Origin of the sequence: Bacteroides sp. D55t1_190419_B8 (genome assembly GCF_015558905.1) — a bacterium.
Classification (GTDB): Bacteria; Bacteroidota; Bacteroidia; order Bacteroidales; family Bacteroidaceae; genus Bacteroides; species Bacteroides vicugnae.
Map to the genome: position 1 here is coordinate 74309 of NZ_JADMOU010000018.1, position 26485 is coordinate 100793.

Here is a 26485-nt window from a genome sequence, read left to right on the forward strand (position 1 = left end):
CTTATTTTATTGACTTTCGTTGATAAAAACGTACCCAGTCCACTTCCATTTCTACCGGAAGATCCTTGGGAGAGACTGCTCCCACCCACGAGCCTCCCAACTGCATATCAATCAGCAGATAAAATGGCTGATTAAAAGGGAATTGTCCCTCTTCTTGCGTTTGTATGCGGGGGTAAGTAAACGTATGCACATCATTGACATAAAATGAAAGACTGTCAGGATACATTTCGACTGCAAAAATATTGTAGCGGTCGGGGTGAATCACTCCCGTAGAATGTGATACCGGGTGATCCTTGATTCCCAGCGTATAAGTGTAATGGGAATGAACGGTCTGATAAGCAATAGAATCATTATTCAAACGTTCCATGATATCAATCTCACCACCGGATGGCCATGCCGCTCCTTCAGGCAGCATCCAGATGGCAGGCCATGCTCCTCCCGCCGCATTCAGCTTGGCACAAATCTCAATACGCCCGTTCGCAAAAGCCTTTTTACCTTTCGTATAAACACCACCTGTCAAATAAGGGGCAGTGTCATTGGGTTGGGTATGATTGACAATACCTCTCAACACCAGTTTGCCTTTACGCATGGCATAACAGGAATCAAAGTCCGTCATATAGTTATTCCAGTCTGACTTTCCTCGTGGAATCTTGCTCCAGACCTGTGAATCAAAGTTCTTTTTCTGATTAAAGTTCTCTTCCCAGATCAAAGACCAACCGGAAGATATCTTGCTGCTTTTACAGGAAACAAGCGTCCAACAAAGGAAAATTAAGCTAAGAAATAATAGATTTTTAAACTGTTTCATGGCACTTTTATTTTATTGGGGGATTTATTTGCAAAAATACAGGAAAAAACGGTTCCATGCACATCCAACGGCCAAAACAAATAAAATATAGCAAAATGTTACATAATGGATGTAATTTTTCGGGTTATAATCATTATTTTTTCAATCATTTTTCTGATATTTGCTAAAAATCTAACGTTATGGAACCTATTCTAAATTTTGCCCAGTTAACGGCTCATCTTAAAAAACTAAACCATAGAAAACGAATTGCCGTGGTCTGTGCGAACGATCCTAATACTGAATATGCCATCTCCCGTGCTTTGGAAGAAGGGATTGCAGAATTTCTGATGATTGGAGATTCTACCATTCTGAAGAAATATCCCACGCTCAAGCAATATCCCGAATACGTAAAAACCATCCACATAGAAAATCCGGATGAAGCGGCGCGCGAAGCTGTCCGCATTGTCCGTGAAGGAGGAGCGGATATTTTGATGAAAGGGATTATCAATACGGACAACTTACTGCGTGCCATACTCGACAAAGAAAAAGGTTTGTTACCGAAAGGGAAAATTCTCACGCATCTGGCAGTGATGGAAATTCCTACTTACCATAAACTGCTTTTCTTCTCGGATGCTGCTGTCATTCCGCGTCCCACGCTACAGCAACGTATAGAAATGGTCTGGTATGCTATCTGTACCTGCCGTCACTTTGGTATCGAACAACCGCGTGTCGCACTGATTCACTGCACAGAAAAAGTGAGTGCCAAGTTCCCTCATTCACTAGACTATGTGAATATCGTAGAACTTGCCGAAGCGGGAGAATTCGGAAATGTGATTATTGACGGTCCGCTGGATGTACGTACTGCCTGCGAACAAGCAAGTGGTGATATTAAAGGGATTGTATCTCCTATCAACGGACAAGCGGATGTGTTGATATTCCCGAACATTGAATCGGGTAACACATTCTACAAATCCGTTTCCCTGTTTGCACAGGCAGAAATGGCAGGATTGCTGCAAGGCCCCATTTGCCCTGTAGTGCTTCCATCGCGTAGTGATTCCGGCTTGTCCAAATATTACAGCATTGCGATGGCATGCTTACAAGTGTCAGGAGATTGCAAATGCAGAAAACAAGTCAGCCAAGTCACCGGCTCATCATTCTAAATTCACCACTAAAAGCCTACCATTCATGAAAATTCTGGTCATCAACCCCGGTTCTACTTCTACCAAAATAGCGGTTTACGAAAATGACACTCCTCTGTTCGTCAGCAATATAAAACATTCAGTAGAAGAACTATCCGCTTTTCCCGAGGTGATAGACCAGTTTAAATTCCGGAAAAACCTGGTGTTACAAGAATTGGAAAACAATAAGATACCTTTTTCTTTTGATGCCATCATCGGACGCGGCGGTTTAGTAAAACCGATACCAGGCGGAGTGTATGAGGTAAATGAAGCCATGAAACGTGATACCGTACATGCCATGCGTACCCATGCCTGTAACTTAGGAGGATTGATTGCCAGCGAACTGGCGGCTACATTGCCCGGCTGTCCGGCTTTCATTGCTGATCCGGGAGTGGTGGATGAACTGGAAGACATAGCACGCATCACAGGTTCTCCTTTAATGCCGAAGATTACTATCTGGCATGCATTAAACCAGAAAGCAATCGCCCGCCGCTTTGCCAAAGAGCAGGGAACCCAATACGAAAAGCTGGATTTAATTATCTGCCATCTGGGAGGTGGCATCTCTGTCGCAGTCCATCACCACGGACGAGCCATTGACGCCAACAATGCATTGGACGGTGAAGGTCCTTTCTCACCGGAACGTGCCGGTACACTTCCCGCCGGTCAACTGATCGACCTATGTTTTAGCGGTCAACTCACCAAAGACGAATTGAAAAAACGTATCTCCGGACGCGCCGGACTGACCGCCCATCTAGGTACAACCGATGTTCCCGCCATTATACAATCTATCGAAGAAGGAGATAAAAAAGCGGAACTGATACTGGATGCCATGATTTACAATGTTGCAAAAGCAATAGGAGCTAGTGCCACCGTACTTTGTGGAAAAATAGATGCCATCCTTCTGACAGGAGGCATCGCTTATTCGGACTATGTGATTTCAAGACTGAAAAAAAGAATTTCTTTCCTGGCTCCCATCTACGTTTATCCCGGAGAAAATGAAATGGAGTCGTTAGCATTTAATGCCGTAGGAGCACTAAAGGGGGAATTGCCGATACAAATCTATAAATAGGCAGTCGCACAAAAAGGCTATTTAGTAACCAATCACCAAGCAGTTGATTGTTTCTGTTTCTAATTGGAAACGGCTAACTGTACAGCACCATTCACAATGCCTGCTAATATAAAGCCTTGAGCACATAAATGGTTTGACAAAAAAAGAACACTAATACAAATAATAACAGTAAGGTAATATTTGTCTATTTCACATAGATAGTTGAATAACATAATAAAAAAAGAATTTTGCGATAGTTTCTTTAGCGGGGTTAATAAAAAAAGCGCCTATTAGCCATCGCATTAACCACGATTTTAACCACGACCTTAACCACGAAGCTATACTTTTGTCATGTCTCAACCCGTTGGAACATTCAACGTTGGCAACACATGAAAACGCTGTGATTACTTCGCAAGCTATAAACTCAAAAAGAAAATTATGAAGAAATGTTGGTTATTATTTTTAGTGCTTAGCTGCACGCTTCTTGCCCAGTCCAAAGACTGGACACAATACGTTAATCCGTTAATGGGAACACAATCATCTTTTGAATTATCAACAGGTAACACCTACCCTGCCATTGCCCGCCCTTGGGGAATGAATTTCTGGACGCCACAGACCGGAAAAATGGGAGACGGATGGCAATATGTCTATACAGCCAATAAAATCCGTGGATTCAAACAAACCCATCAGCCCAGCCCATGGATAAACGATTACGGACAGTTCTCCATTATGCCGATGGTAGGTAAACCTGAATTCGACGAAGAAAAGCGGGCTAGCTGGTTCGGACACAAAGGAGAAGAAGCAACTCCTTATTACTACAAGGTGTATCTGGCCGAATACGATATTGTCACGGAGATGTCTCCTACTGAACGTGCTGTACTCTTCCGGTTCACTTTCCCGGAAAACGAACATTCGTATATTGCAGTCGATGCATTTGACAAAGGGTCTTTTATTCAGATTATCCCAGAAGAAAACAAAATTATCGGTTATAGTACACGCAATAGCGGAGGAGTTCCCGAAAACTTCAAGAACTATTTCATTATTCAATTCGATAAGCCTTTCACCTATAAAGCCACTGTGAATAATGGAAGTATTCAAGAAAATGCAACCGAACAGACTACTGACCATGCAGGAGCCATTATAGGTTTTAAAACTCAACGTGGAGAACAAGTACATGCACGCATCGCTTCTTCCTTTATCAGCTTCGAACAGGCTGCAAGGAATATGAAAGAATTAGGAAATGACAATCTGGAGCAGATAAAACAAAAAGGACAGAAAGCATGGAACCAGGTACTGGGAAAAATCGAAGTGGAAGGAGGAAATCTCGATCAATACCGCACTTTCTACTCCTGCTTATACCGTTCGTTACTTTTCCCCCGAAAATTCTACGAACTGGACGAAGCCGGAAAACCTGTTCATTACAGCCCCTATAACGGGCAAGTTCTACCGGGATATATGTTTACCGACACCGGGTTTTGGGATACCTTCCGGTGTCTTTTCCCATTACTGAATCTGATGTATCCGTCGATGAATAAAGAAATGCAGGAAGGGCTCATCAATACCTACAAAGAAAGCGGATTCTTCCCCGAATGGGCCAGCCCCGGACACAGAGACTGCATGATAGGAAATAATTCGGCTTCCATACTGACAGATGCTTATTTAAAAGGTATTAAAGTAGAAGATGTGAAAACCTTGTACGAAGGGTTAATACATGGAACAAAAAGCGTACATCCCACCGTATCTTCCACAGGAAGACGCGGATACGAATATTATAATAAGCTAGGCTACGTCCCTTATGACGTAAAAATCAATGAAAACACTGCCAGAACTTTGGAGTATGCCTACAACGACTGGTGTATCTATCAATTAGCCAAAGAATTAAAGCGACCGGAAAAAGAAATACAGCTCTTTGCCAAACGGGCGATGAACTATAAGAATGTATTCGATAAAGACTCCAAGCTCATGCGAGGAAAAAATGAAGATGGAACATTCCAATCTCCATTCTCACCATTGAAATGGGGGGATGCATTTACCGAAGGAAACAGCTGGCACTACTCATGGTCTGTATTCCACGATCCACAAGGATTAATTGACTTAATGGGAGGAAAAGATATGTTTATCACTATGCTGGATTCTGTATTCTCCGTACCTCCTGTCTTTGATGAAAGTTATTACGGGCAGGTTATTCATGAGATTCGTGAAATGACAATCATGAATATGGGGAATTACGCACATGGCAACCAACCAATCCAACACATGATCTACCTATACAACTATGCCGGTCAACCCTGGAAAGCGCAGTATTGGCTACGCCAGGTCATGGATAAAATGTACACACCGGGTCCTGACGGATATTGTGGAGATGAAGATAATGGGCAGACTTCGGCATGGTATGTTTTCTCCGCATTAGGTTTTTACCCCGTATGTCCGGGAACCGACGAATACGTCGTTGGTGCTCCTCTTTTTAAAAAAGCAACCTTACATCTTGAAAACAGTAACAGCCTCATCATCCAGGCAACCGATAACAGCAAGAAGAATATGTATATTCAAACAATGAATCTGAACGGCACAGAATATAAAAAGAACTATCTACGCCATGAAGACTTATTAAAAGGAGGAAACATCAACTTCCAAATGGGAAGCCAGCCCAATTTAAGCAGAGGAACAGAAGAGGAAAGCTTTCCTTACTCCTTCTCTAAAGTCCTAAAAAAGATTCATTAAATTCATAAAAAACAAGAGACTGTTTAATTAAGTCTCATGTTGATAAGTTTGCCTCTATTATGGGAATCCATAGCAGAGGCAAATTTTATTCTTCAAGACTTATTAGAGATATTCATTAAAAGGAAAAAGTTATCTCCTTATTCATCAACGTTTCAAAATCAGGCAAAAATAGATGAACCGCAAACCATCTAGCAACATTTATGGTATTTGTATTTTAAGAAAGAGTAACTTCTTCCAATAAGGCAAGCTCCCAACTACGCCAAACAATCGTAATTAACTTCAACCCACCTTTCGCTCTGGCTTCTGCCACCAGTTCGTCTTCGCTATAACGCAGCAACTGACCACGTGCCTCATCGGCAAGGGTACGTATTTCTTTTTCCGAAGCGCCGGCTTTTGCATATTTCACCTCAAGCAGATAGGTGAAAGGAGGCAGTACGGGAACCGACGGACTAGGTTTGAAGAAGAAGTCTGCGAAGCCTTTATTCAATTCGTATTCCGGGTAGAGCTGATAATACCGATACATTCCTAAATAAGCAAGCAAGAAGCCTTTAATATGCGCTTCACCTTCAATATATTCACGAATACGGCTTTGCTCACGAACAGCGTCGGCAATAAAATCGAACAACGGTTTCCAGTCCCCTCTGAAAGCCATATTCTCAAATAAAGCACTCATCTTGTTCATATCCATTTTAAAGATACCATGCTTGACGTAGCCTTGTATCAGGAAATTAAACAGCTGCTCTCTTACAACTAAATTCGGCACATGCAAAATGGGTCTTCCCACCATATCTACACCTTTAATGGAGAGAAGCCCGAAATAGAATAGCAAAGACTTGAAGTTACTAGGATCCGTCATCTCCAATGCAGAAAAATGAGTAACGATGTCAGTAGTAATCTCTCCCTGCTCGGCTATCTCTTTTATAACGGAAAAGTTCTCTCCCAATCCGTGATCGAGTTTTATCAAGTATGTCAGTTTGTTGAAATCAGTACGGATGTTGGGGTCTACAATTTCTTTAGGCTTTTTATGATGAAGTACAAAAGATTTCAGAAAATAAAGAGTCATATCGGAATTAAACATACACTGCTCTAATGTGTCTTCACTAAAGCAATAATTGTCATAATTAGGTTTCATCATGGCAACTATTTCATCTATAGATTCTTCAAGCACTCCCTGCTCTTTATAATATATCAACATCTCACGCAACTCTTTCTCACTGAATCCGACCAAATCATTAAACCATGAATCATTTGTGATATTAGTCCCGATGTTAAAACCGCTAGTAACATCATCCATCGTCACCGGACTCACTCCTGTAATAAACAACCGTTCAAGGGCAGAGCCCGTTCCTGTTGTAGCGGATTTTATCACGTTAAAGAAGCCACGAATGAAACCTTCACCATGCGTTGCTTTTCTATAGAATTCCGTACCATAGGTTGAAAGAATGGTATTGGTGAAATTGTCATATTCATCAATAAGCAAATAAATACGAAGATTTTTCTTACGAGTAGCATAAGAACCTATTGCAGATAAAAATGCTCCGGGATCCTCTTGTATATCCTCGTTGAGAACACTCCATATTTCTTTGCCCAGCAAATATTCGTATTTGTAAACGAATTCTTGTAGTTTGTTACAGCAATGAAGTTTAAACGAACGCTCTACCTCGTTGACATTAGAACTCACTTCCGAGAAATTAAATCGCATAATGAGAAACTGATTGTGAAGCTTCGTCGGATGCTGACCTATGTATAGTTGACCAAACAACTCGTCGAACTGTTCAGCATAACTAACATCATAATAAGCTTCTAACATTGCCAAAGTCAAACTCTTACCAAATCGGCGAGGGCGAATCAGAAATAGATAAGGTGGTTGCATCTCTATTTTTTCAATGAACATTGTCTTATCCACATAATAATAATTTTCTTTCTGGATTCTACCAAAATCAGTTATTCCGTAAGGTATTTGTTTCATCATATTGCGATTCCTTTCAATTTATCTATTCTTTATTTCTGCAAACTTTCTTCAATATGCTGCAAACGACGTTCTAAAGCGGCATACTTTTCATCCTTTTCTTTTAAAAGACGCTCATAAAGTTCAGTGATTTTGTCGATAGGATTGAAATTGTTAACTCGATTGTCCTCACCAACTTCATCAACAAATCCAATATTAGCATTTGTGGCTGCATTACCATTATTTGTAATATTCTCAAACACCACCGTCTGTGCATCCTCCTCCAAAGTCTTGAGATAATCGAAAGGCACATTCAACGCCCGTGCAAAGCGTTGCAACATTTCATCATCAATCACTCTCATCTTCTCATATTTAGAAACAGCAGGCTGTGAGAGATGTACTAATTCACTCAAACCCTCCTGGTTCATATTCTTTTCAACACGGGTACGACGTATATTGCGTCCGTGATGGACTCTCCCAATAATCAATTCTTCTGTTTCCATTTTTATTTTCTTTCTTTTTAAAATCCAACAAATATACAAATGAAAAGTTTCGCTCGAAGCAAATATACGAAAAAAACGAATAGATGTGATAATATGAATAAAAGGAATATTACAACCTGACAAATAGAATAAAATGAATACTTCAAATAGCGTGTAATGTGTTAAATAATTACGAACTTTACCACACGAAAGAATAGCAAAACAAAAGAGCTGACCGACATGAAAAGAATATTAACAAACAAAGAATATAGATTCATAAAAGAGCTCAAAGGATTGATGGCTAGATACAATGTAGTAATCTCTACAGATGCACAAGGAAAAATTGAGATTGTAGTGAATGAAGACAATGAATCGTTTGACTTTGAAGCAGAAAGCACGATCTATTTAGGAGCTTGCTTTTCTAATCACGAGCTAAATGAATTACTGGAAAGAAACCTCGCACATATAAAACGAATAGAAGAGGAGTATAAAACAAACTTATAAACTAACTGATATAATCGAAAAATCATTAATCCTAATCTCTATATAAACACCCTATCAGTTCCTTTTAAACCAACGGCCTCTTCCTTTAAAAGGAAGGGGTCGCTCCTTTAAAAGGAACGAAGCGTTGGTTTTAAAGCAAGAAAAGCGGCTTTATTAGCGGGTATATTTGCCTGTATCATAAACTTTTTGAGCAAAAAAGCTCTTTCAAAGAAATTTTTCTCATATCTTTGCGACGTGTTAAGTTAATAAATTGATTAAGGTCGATTTTTGACTGTTTCGAATCGGGAAGTATGGGGGTACTTTCCGATTCTTTTTATATAAAACAGGTCAACTCTGAATGTTACTAATAAAAAATCCCGTTTTTAAAAAAAACGGGATTAAATGCAAAGAAAAACAGACTCGGCTTAACCAAAGCAATAAATTAAGTCAGAGTCAGATTAGAATATACTGTGGGTTATCTCGTACCCGATGTTTCATTTTTAACACAGCGGATAGACTGCCCAAATGTCGGCAACTGATACATAAGTCCCGGATTCGGCCATTTACCCAAAAACATACTCCATACAGCATGAGGATCTTCGGCAGACGATGCAGCTATGGAAGAGGTATGGTAATAACCTGTCTGCCCAGCATACTCCAGACTACTATTCTGATTACGACGTCTTCCCGCCGAAGGAAAGAAAACAGAAGCACCATTCGACTCATTATAGACCAGAATTCCCATATACGCAGCCTGCGCATTCTCCGATGAAACACAATAAGGATAATTCCCGTCACCCGATCCCATTTTGACAGGTCGGCGGTCAAAGAAACCATCAGCATAAAAACCTATAGAGAATTTCATATGTTCTTGTGCTTCACTTGTACTATTTCTATCCTTCCAAAAGTTCTGATATCGGTCTACCTTAATTCCACCCACTCCCGCCGAACCATCATATCCTCCAATATTCGAATTCAAACCGGCATCTCCACTTAATGGATTTATAAATAAAGATTGCCGCAACTCGGAAAAAGCTATATCATCGCTATAATCCACCAAATTTGCCTTTATGACATTTTTATCGGTATCAACAATGACATGATCGCCATTCTGATCCAAATTATTGGGATACGGTCCGTTATAAGAGACTCTATCAATATACCCATCCGACGGGCGGTGATATCCTTCAGGACAAGATTCAAAAACCTCTGTGTATCCATAATCATATATAATTTCCGGTGATGAAGGAGCCGCTCCCCATACCGGTAAAAACAGCTTATACGTTTCATTGAGGAACTGTATATCTTTAATCCAATGGTCTACAGTGAGGGCAGTAGGATGATAAGCTAACCGGAAATAATCCTGATTCGCCTTCTTGGGAAGTCCCCATTGAAAGAAAGCCCCAGCCTGACTTGGATACTTTACAAACTTTGCCTGCTTATGATCCACCGGAGTATACAGGGCATTACTACCGTTATAATAGGCCGGAGAGGTCAGATTATAAGGTGATATTTTACGAGCATAATCACGGGATTTACCTTGCAATGGCCCTTTAGATATAGGGTCTGCAGTTCCCGGCCTCATAATATAATCGGGCTCTTCCCCCTGCCGGACATACAGATATTCTGCACTGTACCACACTTGATTGTCCCCTGTCCCCCATCTACCTCCATAACGTTCAATTTTAACTCTGGCATACCTTGGAGTTGCTCCCGTATTTTTCCCTTTTACACCAATACGGAAATAGACACGTCCCCTACCTTCCACATAGGTTCCTCCCTCTCCTTTATATGCATTAGGGAGCACCTGATAGTGTTCTGGATTCCCCGGATCATCCATTCCGACACGAGGGTCGAAGCTTGGAGTAGAACTCAAGACTACAAAATCACCGGATTCCACAGTCGCCTTCCAAGGAGAAATTGCTCCCAAATCTTCCGGACGCTCGCTTGCTCCCGCTATCCTAGCCTGCTGTCCGGAAATAATTCTTTCACCAATCTCATCATCTCTAAAAAAAGCACCTATGTACCCAGTTCCGTATGCATTAAATGCAAAACGTTTTCCGTCTTGAACTGTATTGACTTTTATTTCTCTTTGCAGTTTGCCACCGTCTTCGTCTTCAACAGACAAAACAATCCGATAAGTTTCCCGTGCACCCTTCACATTCTGTTCATCAAGCAACACATCCATATATCCTGTACCGGTTTGAGATGTTTTATCATAGGTGTACAGAAAACGGGAAGTGGCGTATGTGATCGTCGCCCCATTATCTTTGGCATCATTAGACTTTAATACAAGGTCATTAAATATCTTTTCTGTTTCGGCCTTAGTAGTTCCCGTAGCACCCACATACAATTCGGGTAACACTTTCACTATCGGCATATTGGAACTGAAAGAGATCCGCGCCCCATTAAAATCGGTAATACCGGTTTCCAAAGTCGATACATTCAATACTTTGACACCTACTATGTCCCAATCTTCATCCACATCTTCCCACTTCGATGCTATTATATTCACCTGCAATGGATCTTGTATATATCCTGTCAAGTCGAGCTTCGTATTTTTAGGCAAACTATAATTCACCGGACTCGAATTTATCTTCAATTCGCAAGACGGACTATAATTATCTACCATATCAACGGTGAAAATCACAGCCTCATCTTCGTCATTGACAGATGCCGGTTCGCTTGCCGGCAAGATAATACGGTTGACTTTCTTGCCCCATCCCCATTCGGCGGTAGCAGTGCCGTCAGCAAAATACCCCCCATCGTCGGTTAAGGTAAACTTACGTACCACATTCCGTTCAATAGCCGGACCATCATAACCTGCCGTCAAGGGAACGAGATTGGGGATATTACTGAATATTACTCCTTTAAAAACACTATTCAAGTCATCCACTGCTTTCAGTTCAACATCTACCCTCACTCCAAGTCGTTCCAAAGCCAATAGTAGCATGGACACTGTCGTACCATTTTCCAGTGTGGCCCCCTGACCATTGGAAAGTACGGTTACATTCTTTATCTCCTGCATCATCGGGATGAGTTGCTCCGATGAGAAAAAACTTGCCGGATAAGCAATATGATTCAAATCACTGTAATTACCAATAGCTTCCAACTTGGTTTTAACCGGTATATGAGGAGGTTCATTGGCCAAAAACACAAAATCATACGTTCCCGGATCAATAGGATGCCGAATGATATCTCCTGTTGATGCAGCATAAGATACATTACTAATCTTATTTCCAGTCGTCCGATCAAATGCCAGAATACGCAGGGTGCGCACTACTCGGTCTTCCGGAGTACCCTCGTGTGTGGTTGCTCCCAGAGGTGTTATCCCTCTCACTGTCAGAAATGTCCCTTCCACAGTATTCTCGGTGAAAGTTTCATCTATACAAGAAGAAAAGACAATCAGCAATAACGCATAAAGCCAATTTCTATATATTCTATTTCCACTCTTCATCATTCATTGTTTCCTTTTACACAACATCAAATTCTCTCTCTATTCTCAATATGCAAATATCGTGAATTCGCGTAACTCTATGAATTATATCCATTTCTGATATAAGCAATAAACGTATTGAATAACAACTGATTATGCAAATCAAAGGCACATACATTGTAAAATGCAAAAAGCGTATTGACAGCGCATCAGCATTTGCGGATTTCACAAAATCCGTAAAACCCAAGTTTCGATATTCGAAATTCGCAACGAATAGATCCCTATACATCCATATACAAAAAAGCCCTTGAACAATCACGCTTCAAGGGGAGGGTATCACCTCATTGATACTATACTTTCTGAGAAGTGGAATTAAAAAAAATAGTCTGAAAACTAAGTTTTCAGACTATTCATTATATAGAAGATATGACTCTTTTATTTCTTTTCCGGTCTTGGCATCAACACTTTTCTTGAAAGTTTGAATTTACCAGTTTTCTGGTCAACATCAATCAGTTTTACTTCAATCTCATCACCTTCCTTAATTCCAGCTTCTTCTACTGTTTCCAGACGCTTCCAATCAATTTCAGAGATGTGCAGCAAACCATCCTTGCCCGGCAAGAATTCGATGAATGCACCATAAGGCATAATAGAACGAACTTTACCTTTATAAACTTCGCCCACTTCAGGAACAGCAACGATTGCTTTAATCATGCGCATTGCATTATCAATACATTTTTTGTTTGTTCCGGAAACTTCGATGCGTCCCATACCATCAATTTCTTCGATAGTAATCACAGCACCTGTTTCTTCCTGCATACCTTGGATGATCTTTCCACCAGGACCGATCACAGCACCGATAAATTCTTTAGGAATTGTCATCGTTTCAATGCGTGGAGCATGTTCTTTCAGGTCGGCACGTGGTTCAGCGATTGTTTCAGTAATCTTACCCAGGATGTGCATACGTCCTTCTTTTGCCTGATTCAAAGCACGTTCCAGAATTTCGTAAGACAGACCGTCTACCTTGATATCCATCTGAGTAGCCGTAATACCATCTTTTGTTCCTGTTACTTTGAAGTCCATATCACCCAAGTGGTCTTCGTCACCCAGAATATCAGACAATACAGCATATTTCTCTTCGCCCGGATTCTTAATCAATCCCATAGCGATACCTGATACCGGTTTCTTGATCTTCACACCAGCATCCATCAATGCCAATGTTCCGGCACATACAGTAGCCATAGAAGAAGAACCGTTAGATTCGAGAATATCTGAAACCACACGTACTACATACGGATAGTCAGCAGGAATCTGTCCTTTTAAAGCACGCCAAGCCAAGTGACCGTGACCGATTTCGCGACGGCCTACACCACGTTGTGCTTTTGCTTCGCCTGTAGAGAAAGGAGGGAAATTATAATGTAACAAGAAACGTTCTTTTCCGTGTTCCAAAACATCGTCAATGATCTTCTCATCCAGTTTGGTACCCAGAGTAACGGAAGTCAGTGATTGTGTTTCACCACGAGTAAAGATAGCAGATCCGTGAGGACCAGGCAGAGGACCAACCTCACACCAGATCGGACGGATTTCAGTAGTCTTACGACCATCCAAACGCTTACCTTCGTCAAGGATAGAACGGCGCATTGCTTCTTTTTCTACATCGTGGTAGTAACGGTCGATCAACGCACCCTTTTCGTCCAACTCTTCTTCAGAGAATTGAGCTTTAAATTCTTCACGGATAGCTTCGAAAGCAGCAAAACGTTCGTGTTTGTTATTGTTTCCGGAAGCGGCAACAGCATAAGCTTTTTCGTAACATGCTTCACGAACAGCCTTGCGCAAATCTTCGTCGTTCACTTCATGGTTGTATTCACGTTTCACTGTTTTTCCAACCTCTTCAGTCAACTCCATCTGAGCTTTACAATGAACCTTGATAGCTTCATGAGCTACTTTCATTGCTTCCAGCAATTCAGCTTCGGATACTTCGTGCATTTCACCTTCTACCATCATGATATTCTCATAAGTAGCGGCTACCATCAGATCCATATCAGCTTTTTCCAGTTGTTCAAAAGTAGGATTGATAACGAACTGACCGTCGATACGTGCTACACGTACTTCAGAAATCGGTCCGTTGAAAGGAATATCTGAAACGGCAAGTGCTGCAGAAGCGGCAAGTCCTGCCAATGCATCCGGCATATCCACACCATCAGCAGAAAAGAGGATGATGTTTACATATACCTCTGCGTGATAATTATCGGGGAATAAAGGACGGAGAGCACGGTCGACAAGACGGCAAGTCAAAATCTCATAATCAGAAGCTCTACCTTCTCGCTTGGTGAAACCACCGGGGAAACGGCCGAATGCCGCAAATTTTTCTTTGTACTCTACCTGTAAAGGCATAAAATCTGTTCCGGGAACTGCATCTTTAGCGGCACAAACAGTAGCTAACAACATGGTATTTCCCATGCGGAGCATTACAGAACCGTCTGCCTGTTTTGCCAACTTTCCCGTCTCGAGTGTGATGGTTCTTCCATCAGGTAACTCGATTGTCTTAACAATTGGGTTAATCATAAAAATTGTTTTATCTATACTTTTTCTTTCAAAATTCCTGCAAAGATATACATTTATCGTGGTAATTAGGTGGAAATGAGGTAAAAAGTTAGTGGTGAACTGATTTTTTTTCAAAATTAGGATGAAGAACACAGCAAAATGCTTTGACTAATCTCGAAAAGAAGTATATTTGCATCTCGTTAATAACACACACTATATGAAAAAGGTTACTTTTGCAGCGCTCGCCGCACTTACTATTACTGCTTGTAGTTCCGGCCCTAAATTCCAGGTGAACGGGGATGTATCAGGAGCCGACGGTAAAATGCTTTATCTCGAAGCTTCCGGTCTGGAAGGTATTGTTCCGCTCGATTCAGTAAAGCTGAAAGGGGAAGGCACATTCAGTTTCAAGCAGCCTCGTCCTGAGTCACCCGAATTTTACCGTTTGCGGATTGACGACAAAATCATCAATTTTTCTGTAGATTCTATCGAAACGATCCAGATCAAAGCTCCGTATGTGGACTTCTCTACTGCTTATGCGGTGGAAGGTTCGGAAAACAGCAATAAAATCAAAGAACTGACGTTGAAGCAGATCCGGCTTCAAAAAGAGGTGGACGATTTGCTGGCATCCTTGCGCAGCAACAGGATAGGGCACGATGTGTTCGAAGATAGCTTGGCTACGTTGCTCAACAACTATAAGGAAGATGTCAAGGTGAACTATATTTTCGCTGCTCCCAACACGGCTGCGGCTTACTTTGCCCTGTTCCAGAAGCTCAATAATTATCTGATATTCGATCCGTTGAACAATAAAGACGATGTGAAATGTTTCGCTGCTGTTGCTACGAGCCTCAACAACTCGTTCCCTCATGCGGTACGTTCCAAAAACCTTTATAATATTGTAATCAAAGGAATGAAGAACACGCGCCAACCGCAAACGAAAGCACTGGAAATTCCACAGGATAAGATCGTAGAAACCGGCATCATCGACATTGCCTTGCGTGATGTGAAAGGAAATGTGCGCAAGCTGACCGACCTGAAAGGCAAAGTCGTTTTGCTTGATTTCTCTGTGTTCCAGTCACCTGCCGGAGCTCCTCACAACCTGATGCTTCGCGAACTATATAATACATACGCTAAAGAAGGACTGGAAATATACCAGGTATCTCTCGACGCGGACGAACACTACTGGAAAACAGCGGCAGACAACCTTCCATGGGTCTGTGTGCGCGATGGAAACGGAGTTTACTCTACCAACGTAGCTGTATATAATGTTCGTCAGGTTCCATCTATCTTTTTGATTAATCGTAACAACGAATTGAAGCTTCGTGGCGAAGATATTAAGGATTTGGAAGCAGCTGTCAAGTCATTACTCTAAGTTGTTATAATTTAGCATATTTCTTTTAAATATGTTACATAGCATCTTTTTTCACTTGACACGTATCACATAAAAAGCTATCTTTGCAAAGAAATAATGAAAAGAGGGTTCCAACATGGCTCATGTTGGAATTCTTTTTTGTTTATATGACCATTTAAAACAATTAAAGGAGGAAAACATCATGGCTTATATGTCAGAAGAAGGTTACAAAAAACTGATGGCGGAACTGAAGGAACTGGAAACAGTGGAACGCCCGAAGATCTCTGCGGCAATAGCCGAAGCCAGAGATAAAGGAGACTTGTCTGAAAACGCTGAATACGATGCAGCAAAAGAAGCGCAAGGTATGCTCGAAATGCGTATCAACAAATTGAAAGCTACCATTGCAGATGCAAAAATCATCGATGAATCTAAATTGAAAACAGATTCCGTACAGATTTTAAATAAGGTGGAACTGAAGAATGTAAAGAATGGCATGAAGATGATTTATACCATCGTTTCAGAAAGTGAAGCTAACCTGAAGGAAGGAAAGATTTCCGTTAATACCCCGATTGCACAAGGTCTGCTTGGCAAGAAAGTGGGTGATGTAGCAGAAATCACTGTTCCACAAGGTAAAATTGCACTGGAAGTAGTAAACATATCAATTTAACGTAAAGGCAGGTCTCCGTGTGGGGCTTGCCTTAATTTATCAATAAAAGTTATGGCAACAATATTCAGTAGAATCATCGCAGGCGAGATACCCTGCTACAAGGTAGCGGAAAACGAAAAGTTTTTTGCTTTTCTCGATATCAATCCGTTGGTAAAGGGACATACATTGGTAGTGCCCAAACAGGAAGTAGACTATATTTTCGATTTGAGCGATGAAGACCTGGCTGCTATGCATGTGTTTGCAAAGCAAGTAGCCCGTGCCATTGAGAAAGCATTCCCTTGCCGAAAGGTAGGTGAAGCTGTTATCGGACTGGAAGTGCCTCATGCACATATTCATTTAATTCCTATTCAAAAGGAATCGGATATGCTGTTTTCGAATCCGAAACTGAAATTGTCGGACGAGGAATTCAAGTCCATAGCAAAAGCAATCAACTCCTCTCTATAAAACATGATGATGAAATAATGAAAGGCATTCCGTGATGGAATGCCTTTTTTTCTTTACTATTCTTTACTTTCGGCTACTTCAACCAGATAAACTCCAATACAAATAAAGATGATTGCAAACGTCTGCGTCCAACTAAAGCGATCTTGTCCTAGAGCAAGGGAGGCAATGGTCGCCACAATCAGAATCAGATAACCGTAGATAGCGACGACCGTTGTCTTCAGATATTTCAAACCGACAGGCAGCAGCATATAACTGATAGTGGTAGGGAAAATCAATACGAACATCAGAATAAGGAAAGGTGTCCAATGGAACGGCATGGAGAATACCGGGGCATCAAATCCAGTAATAAATGTGACTATAATGGCAGACACGGCAGCACCGGAAAAGGTATATCGCAACATCGTTATTGCTCCAATGGCCGTGAGGATGCGCTGACTAAGAATCAGATAGACAGCATACACCACAGAACTAAGAAGACAAAGCATATTCCCCATAAAAGCATCAGAGGCCAAATCATCGCTTTGCTGGGTTAAGATGCAAACCAACGCTCCTATCAGACCGATAGAAATTCCTATTATTTTTTTAGCGCCCGCCTTCTCCTTATAAAAGAATATCATCATTAGAAAAACCCAAATAGGCTGGAGACTGGTAAAAATGGAACTGGAAACAGGAGTTGTTTTACTCAATCCGGACAGATAGAGAAACATAAAACCGTAAAGTCCCAAAGCCCCCAACAGAAAGAGGAGCCATTTATCTCTGGCTGACGATTTCTCCGGAGGCATAAACCACCCGATCACCCAAAAAGCAGCCGCTGCAAATGTGCAACGAAGCGCGGCTCCCGTCAATGGACTCATCCACAAAGGCAGAAGATACTTTAAGGCATTCATATTTAAACCGCTAAATACTTTCGAGACAGCCATGCTAAGATTGGCCTCCAGTTTCTTATTCTTCATTTTTTTATTTCAATTGGTCGTTAAACAAAAAGGTATTACGGCGCCGATATGCCCAGAAAAGAGTGACAATAGTTATCAGAAGATTAAAGATAAAAGGAAACTCCTGTGATTGGGTATGGAATATCCACTGGAAAAAATCGACAATAAAGGGATAAAGCAAGATAGCCAGATAATTCATCATCATCACAAATGCCAAAGCCAAGGTAGTCTTTTGCGGTAAGGCAGTCTGCGTGGTCTTATCATAAAGCATAGGCTGAATAATGCCATATCCCAAACCAACCAGGATACATCCGGGAATAATCAGCCATTCGATTGGAGCTATCCAGATTAATAGCAGTCCCAACGCTATTGACAGCAGGCTGTATGCTTTCGTACGTCCTTTCAGCAGTGCTACGATCTTATCCAGACAGAAACCCGGAGCGGTGATAGCCAGAAAGAAGAGCGAAATCATCAATCCTGAATTACCACTGGAAAAGTGATGCTTCTCCATTAAGAAAGGCAGATTGAAAATCACTACTACCACAATATAGGTTATCACCCCATAAAAGAGCATCAACTCTATCAGATGTTTGATGTGAATACCGTATTTGCTGCCCCCTATATCTATGGAAGTAGATTGTTCGGAGGCTTCGTTGTCTTTTGTAGTATCTGCAGAAGAGGAAGGAGAGGGTGTATAAGCGACTTCTCCCGTCCGGTCTTCTTTCAAATGTCCTACCAGCAGAATGGAAATCAATGGGAGAAGATAGACAAGGAAAGGCAGATGCCAGCTGACTTCTGCAAGATAGCCCGTTACGGCAGTTGCTATCACTAACGTGAAATTAGTAATAGCGGAGCTTAATCCGAACTGTTTCACCCGATAGGTTCCTACAAAGTATCTGGAAACCAATCCGGTAGATAAAGGGATAATCAAACCGGAACCGATACCGAGCAAAGCACTTACCACAATTAATTGCCACATTCGATTGGAAATCAGATACAAAATGCCGCTCGCGGCAAAAAGCCAGAGTCCGACCTTTAATACACGGACATAATCGACTTTCTCTGTCAGTTTACCCCCCAGCAATATAAAAGGAATAATGAGCAGTGATGGTAGCGAAGTCAACATCTGTATGTCCAAATCCGTAGCTTTCGGAAATATCTTCGTAAGATCACCCAATATAGGTGAAACAGCTAGTCCCGGCAATGAAGTCAATGCCGAAATAGACCAGATAGCAATTAAAGTAATAAGGGGAATTGTTCCCCGTCCCGTCTGTATCTTCATAATGCTTATTCGTTAAATGTTTAGGTTTGAAGAAAACAATAGTCTTCTTATAAAGTTCAAAAAACGTATATCCGGGCTTCATCGCTTCAAAAGCATCCCGGGAAGTTCTTCCGTGCAGGCAAACCCACCCCCTTAATAAACGCCAAATAATGTAAAAGCCGGAAACTTTCAAACCTATCTGCTGTTGTTGTGGGAAATTCGACGGGGAAAATCCCCATCGCCCTAAACCTTTAAAAAAAAACAAATTAGTATGGAAGATTTAAATTTCAGAAAAGGTGATGCAAAAACCGATGTATTTGGTTCAGACAGAATGTTACAACCCTCTCCGGTAGAGAAAATACCTGATGGACCTACTACTCCTGAAGTCGCCTATCAAATGGTGAAAGATGAAACATTTGCTCAAACTCAGCCCCGTTTGAATCTGGCTACTTTCGTTACCACTTATATGGACGAATATGCTACCAAGCTGATGAATGAGGCCATCAACATCAACTACATTGATGAAACAGAATATCCGCGTATCGCTGTGATGAACGGCAAATGTATCAACATCGTTGCCAACTTGTGGAACTCTCCTGAAAAAGAGACTTGGAAAACAGGTGCTTTGGCTATCGGTTCTTCAGAAGCATGTATGTTGGGTGGTGTAGCTGCCTGGTTGCGTTGGCGTAAGAAAAGACAAGCACAGGGCAAACCGTTTGATAAACCAAACTTTGTTATTTCTACAGGTTTCCAGGTTGTTTGGGAAAAGTTTGCACAGTTGTGGCAGATCGAAATGCGTGAAGTGCCTTTGACACTTGAAAAAACCACTCTTGACCCCGAAGAAGCTCTGAAAATGTGTGATGAAAACACCATCTGTATCGTACCGATTCAAGGTGTTACATGGACTGGACTGAATGATGATGTCGAAGCATTGGACAAAGCTCTGGATGCTTACAATGCCAAGACCGGTTATGACATTCCTATCCACGTAGATGCCGCCAGTGGTGGTTTCATCCTTCCGTTCCTGTATCCGGAAAAGAAATGGGACTTCCGTTTGAAATGGGTACTTTCTATCAGTGTATCGGGCCACAAGTTTGGTTTGGTATATCCGGGACTCGGATGGGTTTGTTGGAAAGGCAAAGAATATCTGCCCGAAGAAATGTCATTCAGCGTCAATTATCTGGGAGCCAACATTACACAGGTAGGTTTGAACTTCTCTCGTCCGGCCGCACAAATTCTGGGACAATATTATCAATTCATCCGTTTAGGATTCCAGGGTTACAAAGAAGTGCAGTACAACTCTCTGCAAATAGCCAAATATATCCATAGCGAAATAGCTAAGATGGTTCCATTCGTCAACTACTCCGAAGATGTCGTGAACCCACTATTCATCTGGTATATGAAACCGGAATATGCAAAGAACGCCAAATGGACTTTGTATGATTTGCAAGACAAATTGTCTCAACACGGTTGGATGGTTCCTGCTTACACATTGCCTTCTAAACTGGAAGATTATGTAGTGATGCGTGTCGTTGTTCGTCAGGGATTCAGCCGCGACATGGCAGATATGCTTCTGGGAGACATCAACAATGCCATCGCCGAACTGGAAAAACTGGAATATCCGACTCCTACCCGCATGGCTCAAGAAAAGAATCTTCCGGTAGAAGCCAAGATGTTCAACCACGGTGGTCGCCGTAAAACCGTAAAAAAATAAAAGGATCTATGGATAAAAAAGTAACACTCGCTCAATTGAAAGAAGTGGTACAGGAGGCATACGATCAGGTAAAGACCAATACCGGCGGCAAGAATGCCGACTATATTCCTTATCTGGCAAATGTCAACAAGGATCTCTTTGGAATCAGCGTCTGCCTGCTCAACGGGCAGACCATCCATGTGGGAGACACAGACTATCGCTTCGGTATAGAATCCGTATCCAAAGTGCATACGGCTATCCTGGCACTGCGCCAATACGGTGCTAAAGAAATCCTGGACAAGATTGGAGCGGACGCAACAGGCTTGCCCTTCAATTCAATCATCGCTATCTTGCTGGAGAACGACCATCCGTCTACTCCCCTGGTAAACGCCGGAGCCATTTCTGCCTGCAGCATGGTGAAACCTATCGGAGACTCTGCCGGGAAATGGGAGGCCATCGTAGGAAATGTGACAGACCTATGCGGAAGTGCCCCGCAACTGATTGATGAATTGTACAAATCTGAATCGGACACCAACTTCAACAACCGTTCTATCGCATGGCTGCTGAAGAATTACAACCGGATTTATGATGACCCGGATATGTCATTAGACCTTTACACCCGCCAATGCTCATTGGGAGTTACTGCATTGCAGCTTTCCATTGCAGCTGGTACAATCGCCAACGGTGGTGTGAACCCTGTGACTAAAAAAGAGGTTTTTGATGCCGCACTAGCTCCCAAGATCACTGCCATGATTGCCGCAGTAGGTTTCTACGAACATACCGGCGACTGGATGTATACTTCCGGTATTCCTGCTAAAACAGGTGTAGGTGGCGGTGTGATGGGTGTTCTGCCCGGACAGTTCGGTATTGCCGCATTTGCTCCTCCTTTGGATGGTTCGGGCAACTCCGTGAAAGCGCAGTTAGCTATTCAATACATCATGAACAAGCTGGAATTGAATGTATTTAGCAACAACCACATCACCGTTGTTGACTAAAAACTCTCTCTATCTCTTTTATAAGAAAGGTAAAGGTTACTATCTCCCGATAGTAACCTTTTTCTATTCCCCATACCTTTTTTTTTTGGGGGGGGACAAGGTGGAGTTCATTCATTTAGTAACGAATACTATTGTTCTTGCCCTTATCCGCAAGCACATTATTATGTACTTGCTTTTTGCACGGCTGCTTTTTCCGCCAATTCTTTTTGTGCGGAAGCCTTTTTCTGTTGTTCCTCCTCCTCGTAATATTGTTTTCTACGTTTGTTGGATTGCTGAATCAGATTGGTTATATAAACCGTAAAGATAGGAAACATCATCATGCCTAAAGCAGCCAACAAAACGGAAAGTACACGTCCGGTCACCGTCTGCGCTATGATATTCGAGCCGACGGTAGTGACATCCATGAAAGCCCACCACAAAGCATCTCCATAACCATTCACCAAAGGATTCACCCGATGCTCCAACACAAAAAATGCCAGACTGGAAAAATAGACTGTTGCCAGCAACATCGTCAGGTAAGAAACAAACAAGCTCGAAGCCCGGTTGTAAGTCAACCAGCCGACCACAATGGCAAGTGCATATCCTCCTCTCAATAAAGGAATGAAACGGAGCAGATAGGTGATCTCATCCGAAAATGTCCACCCATAATAAGCGATAATATTCTGATAAGGAATCGCCACCAATAAAAAGATAAAATGCGTCCGCAAATAACGTCCCTTATGTTTTGCCAGAAAGAACTCCAATACAAAATCAAAAAGAAACCAAAGACAGATAAATAGCTGTACTTTCATGTACGAAGACTGTGTATAAAACGGTATTCCCTTAAAAGTATCCACCGAGATACTGATAACCAGGAATAGGGACATTATTAATATAATAATGTGAAGAATACCATAGATTCCCTTTTTCCCGGAAATAAAATCTGAAAGCGCTGATTTCATAACTACTTAGTTTATAATAAAATGATTCATATATTATTTAGATGGTTTAGAAACAATCGAAGAAAGCGATTGTTTCGGAAGAAGTAAATCCGGGATTACAATCTCCCATTTCGGGGATGTTAATTAACGAACTTTGAAAGAGATTGCGGAAACATCTCACGCAAAATGTTGTTATAACACTGACTTTAAAATATTTTTCACTTAAAACCTTAACTTATGGCGAATATTAAAAATGCAGTGAAGCTAGGCGTGTTTACCCTGGCTATCATGAATGTTACGGCAGTAGTATCCTTGCGTGGACTACCAGCCGAGGCCGTATATGGAATGAGTTCGGCCTTCTATTATCTTTTTGCAGCTATTGTCTTTCTAATCCCTACATCGCTCGTTGCAGCCGAGTTGGCGGCGATGTTTCAGGATAAACAGGGTGGTGTGTTCCGGTGGGTAGGCGAAGCCTACGGCAAAAAGCTGGGATTCCTCGCCATTTGGGTACAATGGATCGAAAGTACGATCTGGTATCCGACAGTGTTAACGTTTGGTGCCGTATCTATCGCTTTCATCGGAATGAATGACGTACATGACATGTCACTGGCAAACAATAAGTATTATACGCTCGTCGTAGTACTTATCATCTACTGGCTGGCTACTTTCATTTCCCTGAAAGGTATGAGCTGGGTAGGTAAAGTTGCCAAAGTCGGTGGTATGGTCGGTACAATTATCCCGGCTGCCCTGCTGATTATCTTGGGAATCATTTATCTGGCAAGCGGCGGACATTCCAATATGGATTTCAATAGCAGCTTCTTCCCCGACTTTACCAACTTTGACAATGTCGTTCTTGCTGCCAGTATCTTCTTGTTTTATGCCGGTATGGAAATGGGGGGTATCCACGTAAAAGACGTAGAGAATCCTTCTAAAAATTATCCGAAAGCCGTATTCATCGGTGCACTTATCACAGTGTTGATCTTCGTTTTGGGTACTTTTGCATTAGGTGTGATTATCCCTGCAAAAGATATCAACCTGACTCAAAGTCTGCTTGTCGGTTTCGACAACTATTTCAAGTATATCCATGCTTCTTGGTTGTCACCAATCATTGCCGTCGCCCTTGCATTTGGTGTACTGGCTGGTGTATTAACATGGGTTGCCGGTCCGTCAAAAGGTATATTTGCCGTAGGCAAAGCCGGATATATGCCTCCGTTCTTCCAGAAAACAAACAAACTGGGTGTACAGAAGAATATCCTGTTCGTACAAGGTATCGCTGTAACTGTATTAAGTCTGTTGTTCGTTGTCATGCCGTCCGTACAGAGCTTCTATCAGATTCTGTCACAGCTGACAGTTATTCTTTATCTGATTATGTACTTGTTGATGTTCTCCGGAGCTATCGCATTGCGTTATAAGATGAAGAAACTCAACCGTCCGTTCCGTATCGGTAAATCCGGCAACGGTCTGATGTGGTTTGTCGGTGGCCTTGGTTTCTGCGGATCATTACTTGCCTTTATCCTCAGCTTCATCCCGCCCAGCCAGATCTCTACAGGTAGCAACACCGTTTGGTTCTCCGTACTGATTATCGGTGCTATTATCGTTGTTGTTGCTCCGTTTATTATCTACGCTTCCAAGAAACCGTCTTGGGTAGATCCTAACTCCAATTTCGAACCGTTCCACTGGGAAGTTCAAGCTCAACCAGCCACTGTCAATGTCAGTGCAAATAACACTAATGCTGCCCGTCCTACCGCAACTTCTGTACATACAGGAGGCGCAACCGGGACAAGTACAGCTAAGCCCGGTGCAACCGCTCCTAATGCAGCAGTTTCTGATGCGGCATCCTCTGGTGCCACCGCCTCCGGTGCTACTCCATCAAACAGCAGTTCTGCTACATCCAGTGGAAATTCTACTTCCGGCAAAGCATCTCCGGGAACCGGAGACAAAGATAAGGATGCACCTAAGTCGTAAAGACTAAGTGTCCATCCTGTTCACAAAAAAATAAGAGGTTATTCAAACAGCCTTGAACTTATAAAATTACCCTCACTACAGTGAAGTGCTCCCCTAAAGTCAGTTATAAAACCTTTGGGATGCACTCCACGGTTGTAGTGAGGGTGATTTATTTTAGGGGATTTTCTCCAGCCTTCTTATTTAGAAGTATGTTCCCCATCATTTAATCGATACAATACCTGTCGATTGAAGAATCTTATTTTATTGCCTGTGGCTTTATCCGTTCCGGCTTTATCACCCGTGGCAACACAAAGCTGAAAGTAGATCCCCGGTTAATTTCCGAATCAAGTTCGAGACTTCCACCCAGATTTTGGAGGATCGTTTGTGAAAGAGTCAGCCCAAGTCCTGTCCCCTGCATTTCACGATCGAGTTTTATGAAACGTGAGAATATTTTTTTCTGTTCCTCTTCCGGTATGCCAATGCCTGTATCGGACACAACAAAACAAACTTCTTCCGTTCCTTTCTGGCTACAACTAAAACGAATTTCACCCGATTCGGTGAATTTCATTGCATTATGTAATAGGTTGGACAATACCTGAATGATACGTTCCCGCTCCGAATACATCATTATAGGTTGTATGTGTGCCTCACAAACCAATTCCACCGACGAGTTATTCAATTTCGTTTTAAAAATTCCCTCCAACTCTCTTAGTAAATCATTGGCATCAAAATCTGTATAAACAAAATCTACTGTTCCCGATTCTATTTGAGAAAGATCAAAAATATCATTCACCAGGCGCAACAAGCGTTCATTATTCTCTGCAATAACATCAGCATACATTTTTCGTTCCTCTTCACTGGAAGCCGATACCATCAAGCCCGAAAATCCGACAATCGCATTTAGCGGTGTACGTACCTCGTGGCTCATATTAGCAATAAAGGCAGATTTCAATTTATCGGCAGAAACAGAATGTTCTCTTTCAATAGACAGTAGCCTTTGCGCATTTTTCAGCTCCGTCACATCATAAACAGTCAACACCATATAATCTTCGCCATGAATATTCAAATAAGTACCCGATACCGATACATCGCAAGGAGTCACTTTCGTTTCATCCTCACTCAATAACTTCATGGAAGCTTCCAGATTTTTAAAACTTGCTTTCTTGCAAAAAGCCTTACCGATAGACGCACGGATACAACATAGTTTGCATTGTTCATGCTGACCACATTCACCGGCTGCAATCGCATTTCTACAATGCAGCAAATCCCCCACTCTTTTTGTAACTCCACCTACCTGAACTGGAAGATGGTTCAAAGAATAATAATTGGTATCACAAACTACAAAATCTTTGTCAATCAATAAAAAGTAAGCATTGATGTTCTGCAAAACCAGAGCCAACTTTTTAAGTTCATTCTCTTTGTTTTCCTTCAAATGCACCTCTTTCTGGAGTGACTGACACTTTGCCCACATATAAATGAAGGCAGCTAACAAAACTATTATAACAATAATCGCCAGTAATGACATAGTAATAGAGTGTTTATATTGTTTTGATCGTTTCAGTCCGTAAATTTATAAAATATGTCGCACAAACAGCTGTTTATCTACATATTTATTCTAGCAAAAATGCATTTATATTTCTACGAGTCTGAAATTGGTAAA

The 26485-nt window shown here is 41.7% G+C and carries 19 protein-coding genes; 10 read left to right on the plus strand and 9 right to left on the minus strand.

The window, feature by feature from the left end:
* Nucleotide 1 precedes the first annotated feature (1 nt).
* Nucleotides 2-805, minus strand: coding sequence for a glycoside hydrolase family 16 protein (locus I2I13_RS15600; RefSeq protein WP_148367059.1), 804 nt, complete (start codon nt 803-805; stop codon nt 2-4).
* Nucleotides 806-984: 179 nt separating this feature from the next.
* Here I2I13_RS15600 and I2I13_RS15605 point away from each other — a divergent pair, with 179 nt between their 5' ends.
* From I2I13_RS15605 to I2I13_RS15615, 3 genes are all read left to right on the plus strand, one after another.
* Nucleotides 985-1944, plus strand: coding sequence for a phosphate acyltransferase (locus I2I13_RS15605; protein ID WP_195649934.1), 960 nt, complete (start codon nt 985-987; stop codon nt 1942-1944).
* Between the two features lie 25 nt (nt 1945-1969).
* Complete coding sequence (buk, locus tag I2I13_RS15610) at nt 1970-3031, plus strand: butyrate kinase (protein WP_074560082.1); 1062 nt, start codon at nt 1970-1972, stop codon at nt 3029-3031.
* Between the two features lie 417 nt (nt 3032-3448).
* Nucleotides 3449-5731, plus strand: coding sequence for a GH92 family glycosyl hydrolase (locus tag I2I13_RS15615; RefSeq protein ID WP_195649935.1), 2283 nt, complete (start codon nt 3449-3451; stop codon nt 5729-5731).
* Nucleotides 5732-5945: 214 nt separating this feature from the next.
* Here I2I13_RS15615 and I2I13_RS15620 read toward each other — a convergent pair whose 3' ends face one another.
* Nucleotides 5946-7703, minus strand: a complete 1758-nt coding sequence (locus I2I13_RS15620) for an ATP-binding protein (RefSeq protein ID WP_195649936.1) — start codon at nt 7701-7703, stop codon at nt 5946-5948.
* Between the two features lie 29 nt (nt 7704-7732).
* Nucleotides 7733-8182, minus strand: a complete 450-nt coding sequence (locus tag I2I13_RS15625) for a helix-turn-helix domain-containing protein (protein ID WP_148367055.1) — start codon at nt 8180-8182, stop codon at nt 7733-7735.
* Nucleotides 8183-8401: 219 nt separating this feature from the next.
* Between I2I13_RS15625 and I2I13_RS15630 the strand changes: the two genes are divergently transcribed.
* The gene (locus I2I13_RS15630) at nt 8402-8665 is read left to right on the plus strand and encodes a hypothetical protein (protein WP_148367054.1); all 264 of its coding nucleotides are present in this window, start codon (nt 8402-8404) and stop codon (nt 8663-8665) included.
* 454 nt (nt 8666-9119) lie between these two features.
* On the opposite strand, the gene I2I13_RS15635 is transcribed toward I2I13_RS15630, so the two are convergent.
* Entirely contained in the window at nt 9120-12104 is a 2985-nt protein-coding gene (locus I2I13_RS15635; protein WP_195649937.1) for a hypothetical protein, read from the minus strand.
* 411 nt (nt 12105-12515) lie between these two features.
* The gene (gene pnp / locus I2I13_RS15640; RefSeq protein WP_004323285.1) at nt 12516-14642 is read right to left on the minus strand and encodes a polyribonucleotide nucleotidyltransferase; all 2127 of its coding nucleotides are present in this window, start codon (nt 14640-14642) and stop codon (nt 12516-12518) included.
* A 196-nt stretch (nt 14643-14838) separates the two neighbouring features.
* Between pnp and I2I13_RS15645 the strand changes: the two genes are divergently transcribed.
* From I2I13_RS15645 to I2I13_RS15655, 3 genes are all read left to right on the plus strand, one after another.
* Nucleotides 14839-15990, plus strand: a complete 1152-nt coding sequence (locus I2I13_RS15645) for a DUF4369 domain-containing protein (protein WP_074636488.1) — start codon at nt 14839-14841, stop codon at nt 15988-15990.
* A gap of 181 nt (nt 15991-16171) precedes the next feature.
* The gene (greA, locus tag I2I13_RS15650; RefSeq protein WP_032844195.1) at nt 16172-16636 is read left to right on the plus strand and encodes a transcription elongation factor GreA; all 465 of its coding nucleotides are present in this window, start codon (nt 16172-16174) and stop codon (nt 16634-16636) included.
* 51 nt (nt 16637-16687) lie between these two features.
* Nucleotides 16688-17080, plus strand: coding sequence for an HIT family protein (locus I2I13_RS15655; RefSeq protein ID WP_195649938.1), 393 nt, complete (start codon nt 16688-16690; stop codon nt 17078-17080).
* A 56-nt stretch (nt 17081-17136) separates the two neighbouring features.
* Here the strand turns inward: I2I13_RS15655 and I2I13_RS15660 are convergent, their stop codons facing one another.
* The gene (locus tag I2I13_RS15660; RefSeq protein WP_148367050.1) at nt 17137-18033 is read right to left on the minus strand and encodes a DMT family transporter; all 897 of its coding nucleotides are present in this window, start codon (nt 18031-18033) and stop codon (nt 17137-17139) included.
* A 4-nt stretch (nt 18034-18037) separates the two neighbouring features.
* Nucleotides 18038-19294: an MFS transporter gene (locus I2I13_RS15665; RefSeq protein ID WP_148367049.1), complete on the minus strand. Its 1257-nt coding sequence runs from the start codon at nt 19292-19294 to the stop codon at nt 18038-18040.
* Nucleotides 19295-19544: 250 nt separating this feature from the next.
* Here I2I13_RS15665 and I2I13_RS15670 point away from each other — a divergent pair, with 250 nt between their 5' ends.
* Together I2I13_RS15670 and glsA are read left to right on the plus strand one after the other, a co-directional pair.
* Nucleotides 19545-20987: a glutamate decarboxylase gene (locus I2I13_RS15670; protein ID WP_148367048.1), complete on the plus strand. Its 1443-nt coding sequence runs from the start codon at nt 19545-19547 to the stop codon at nt 20985-20987.
* Nucleotides 20988-20995: 8 nt separating this feature from the next.
* Nucleotides 20996-21961, plus strand: a complete 966-nt coding sequence (gene glsA, locus I2I13_RS15675) for a glutaminase A (protein ID WP_148367047.1) — start codon at nt 20996-20998, stop codon at nt 21959-21961.
* A 161-nt stretch (nt 21962-22122) separates the two neighbouring features.
* Here the strand turns inward: glsA and I2I13_RS15680 are convergent, their stop codons facing one another.
* Nucleotides 22123-22902: a potassium channel family protein gene (locus I2I13_RS15680; protein ID WP_148367046.1), complete on the minus strand. Its 780-nt coding sequence runs from the start codon at nt 22900-22902 to the stop codon at nt 22123-22125.
* 216 nt (nt 22903-23118) lie between these two features.
* On the opposite strand from I2I13_RS15680, the gene gadC reads away from it, so the two are divergent.
* Nucleotides 23119-24846 carry a putative glutamine/gamma-aminobutyrate antiporter GadC gene (gadC, locus tag I2I13_RS15685; RefSeq protein WP_195649939.1) on the plus strand — a complete coding sequence of 576 codons (1728 nt, stop codon included), beginning with the start codon at nt 23119-23121 and terminating at the stop codon, nt 24844-24846.
* Nucleotides 24847-25081: 235 nt separating this feature from the next.
* On the opposite strand, the gene I2I13_RS15690 is transcribed toward gadC, so the two are convergent.
* Entirely contained in the window at nt 25082-26350 is a 1269-nt protein-coding gene (locus I2I13_RS15690) for a cell wall metabolism sensor histidine kinase WalK (RefSeq protein WP_148367044.1), read from the minus strand.
* Between the last annotated feature and the right edge of the window lie 135 nt (nt 26351-26485).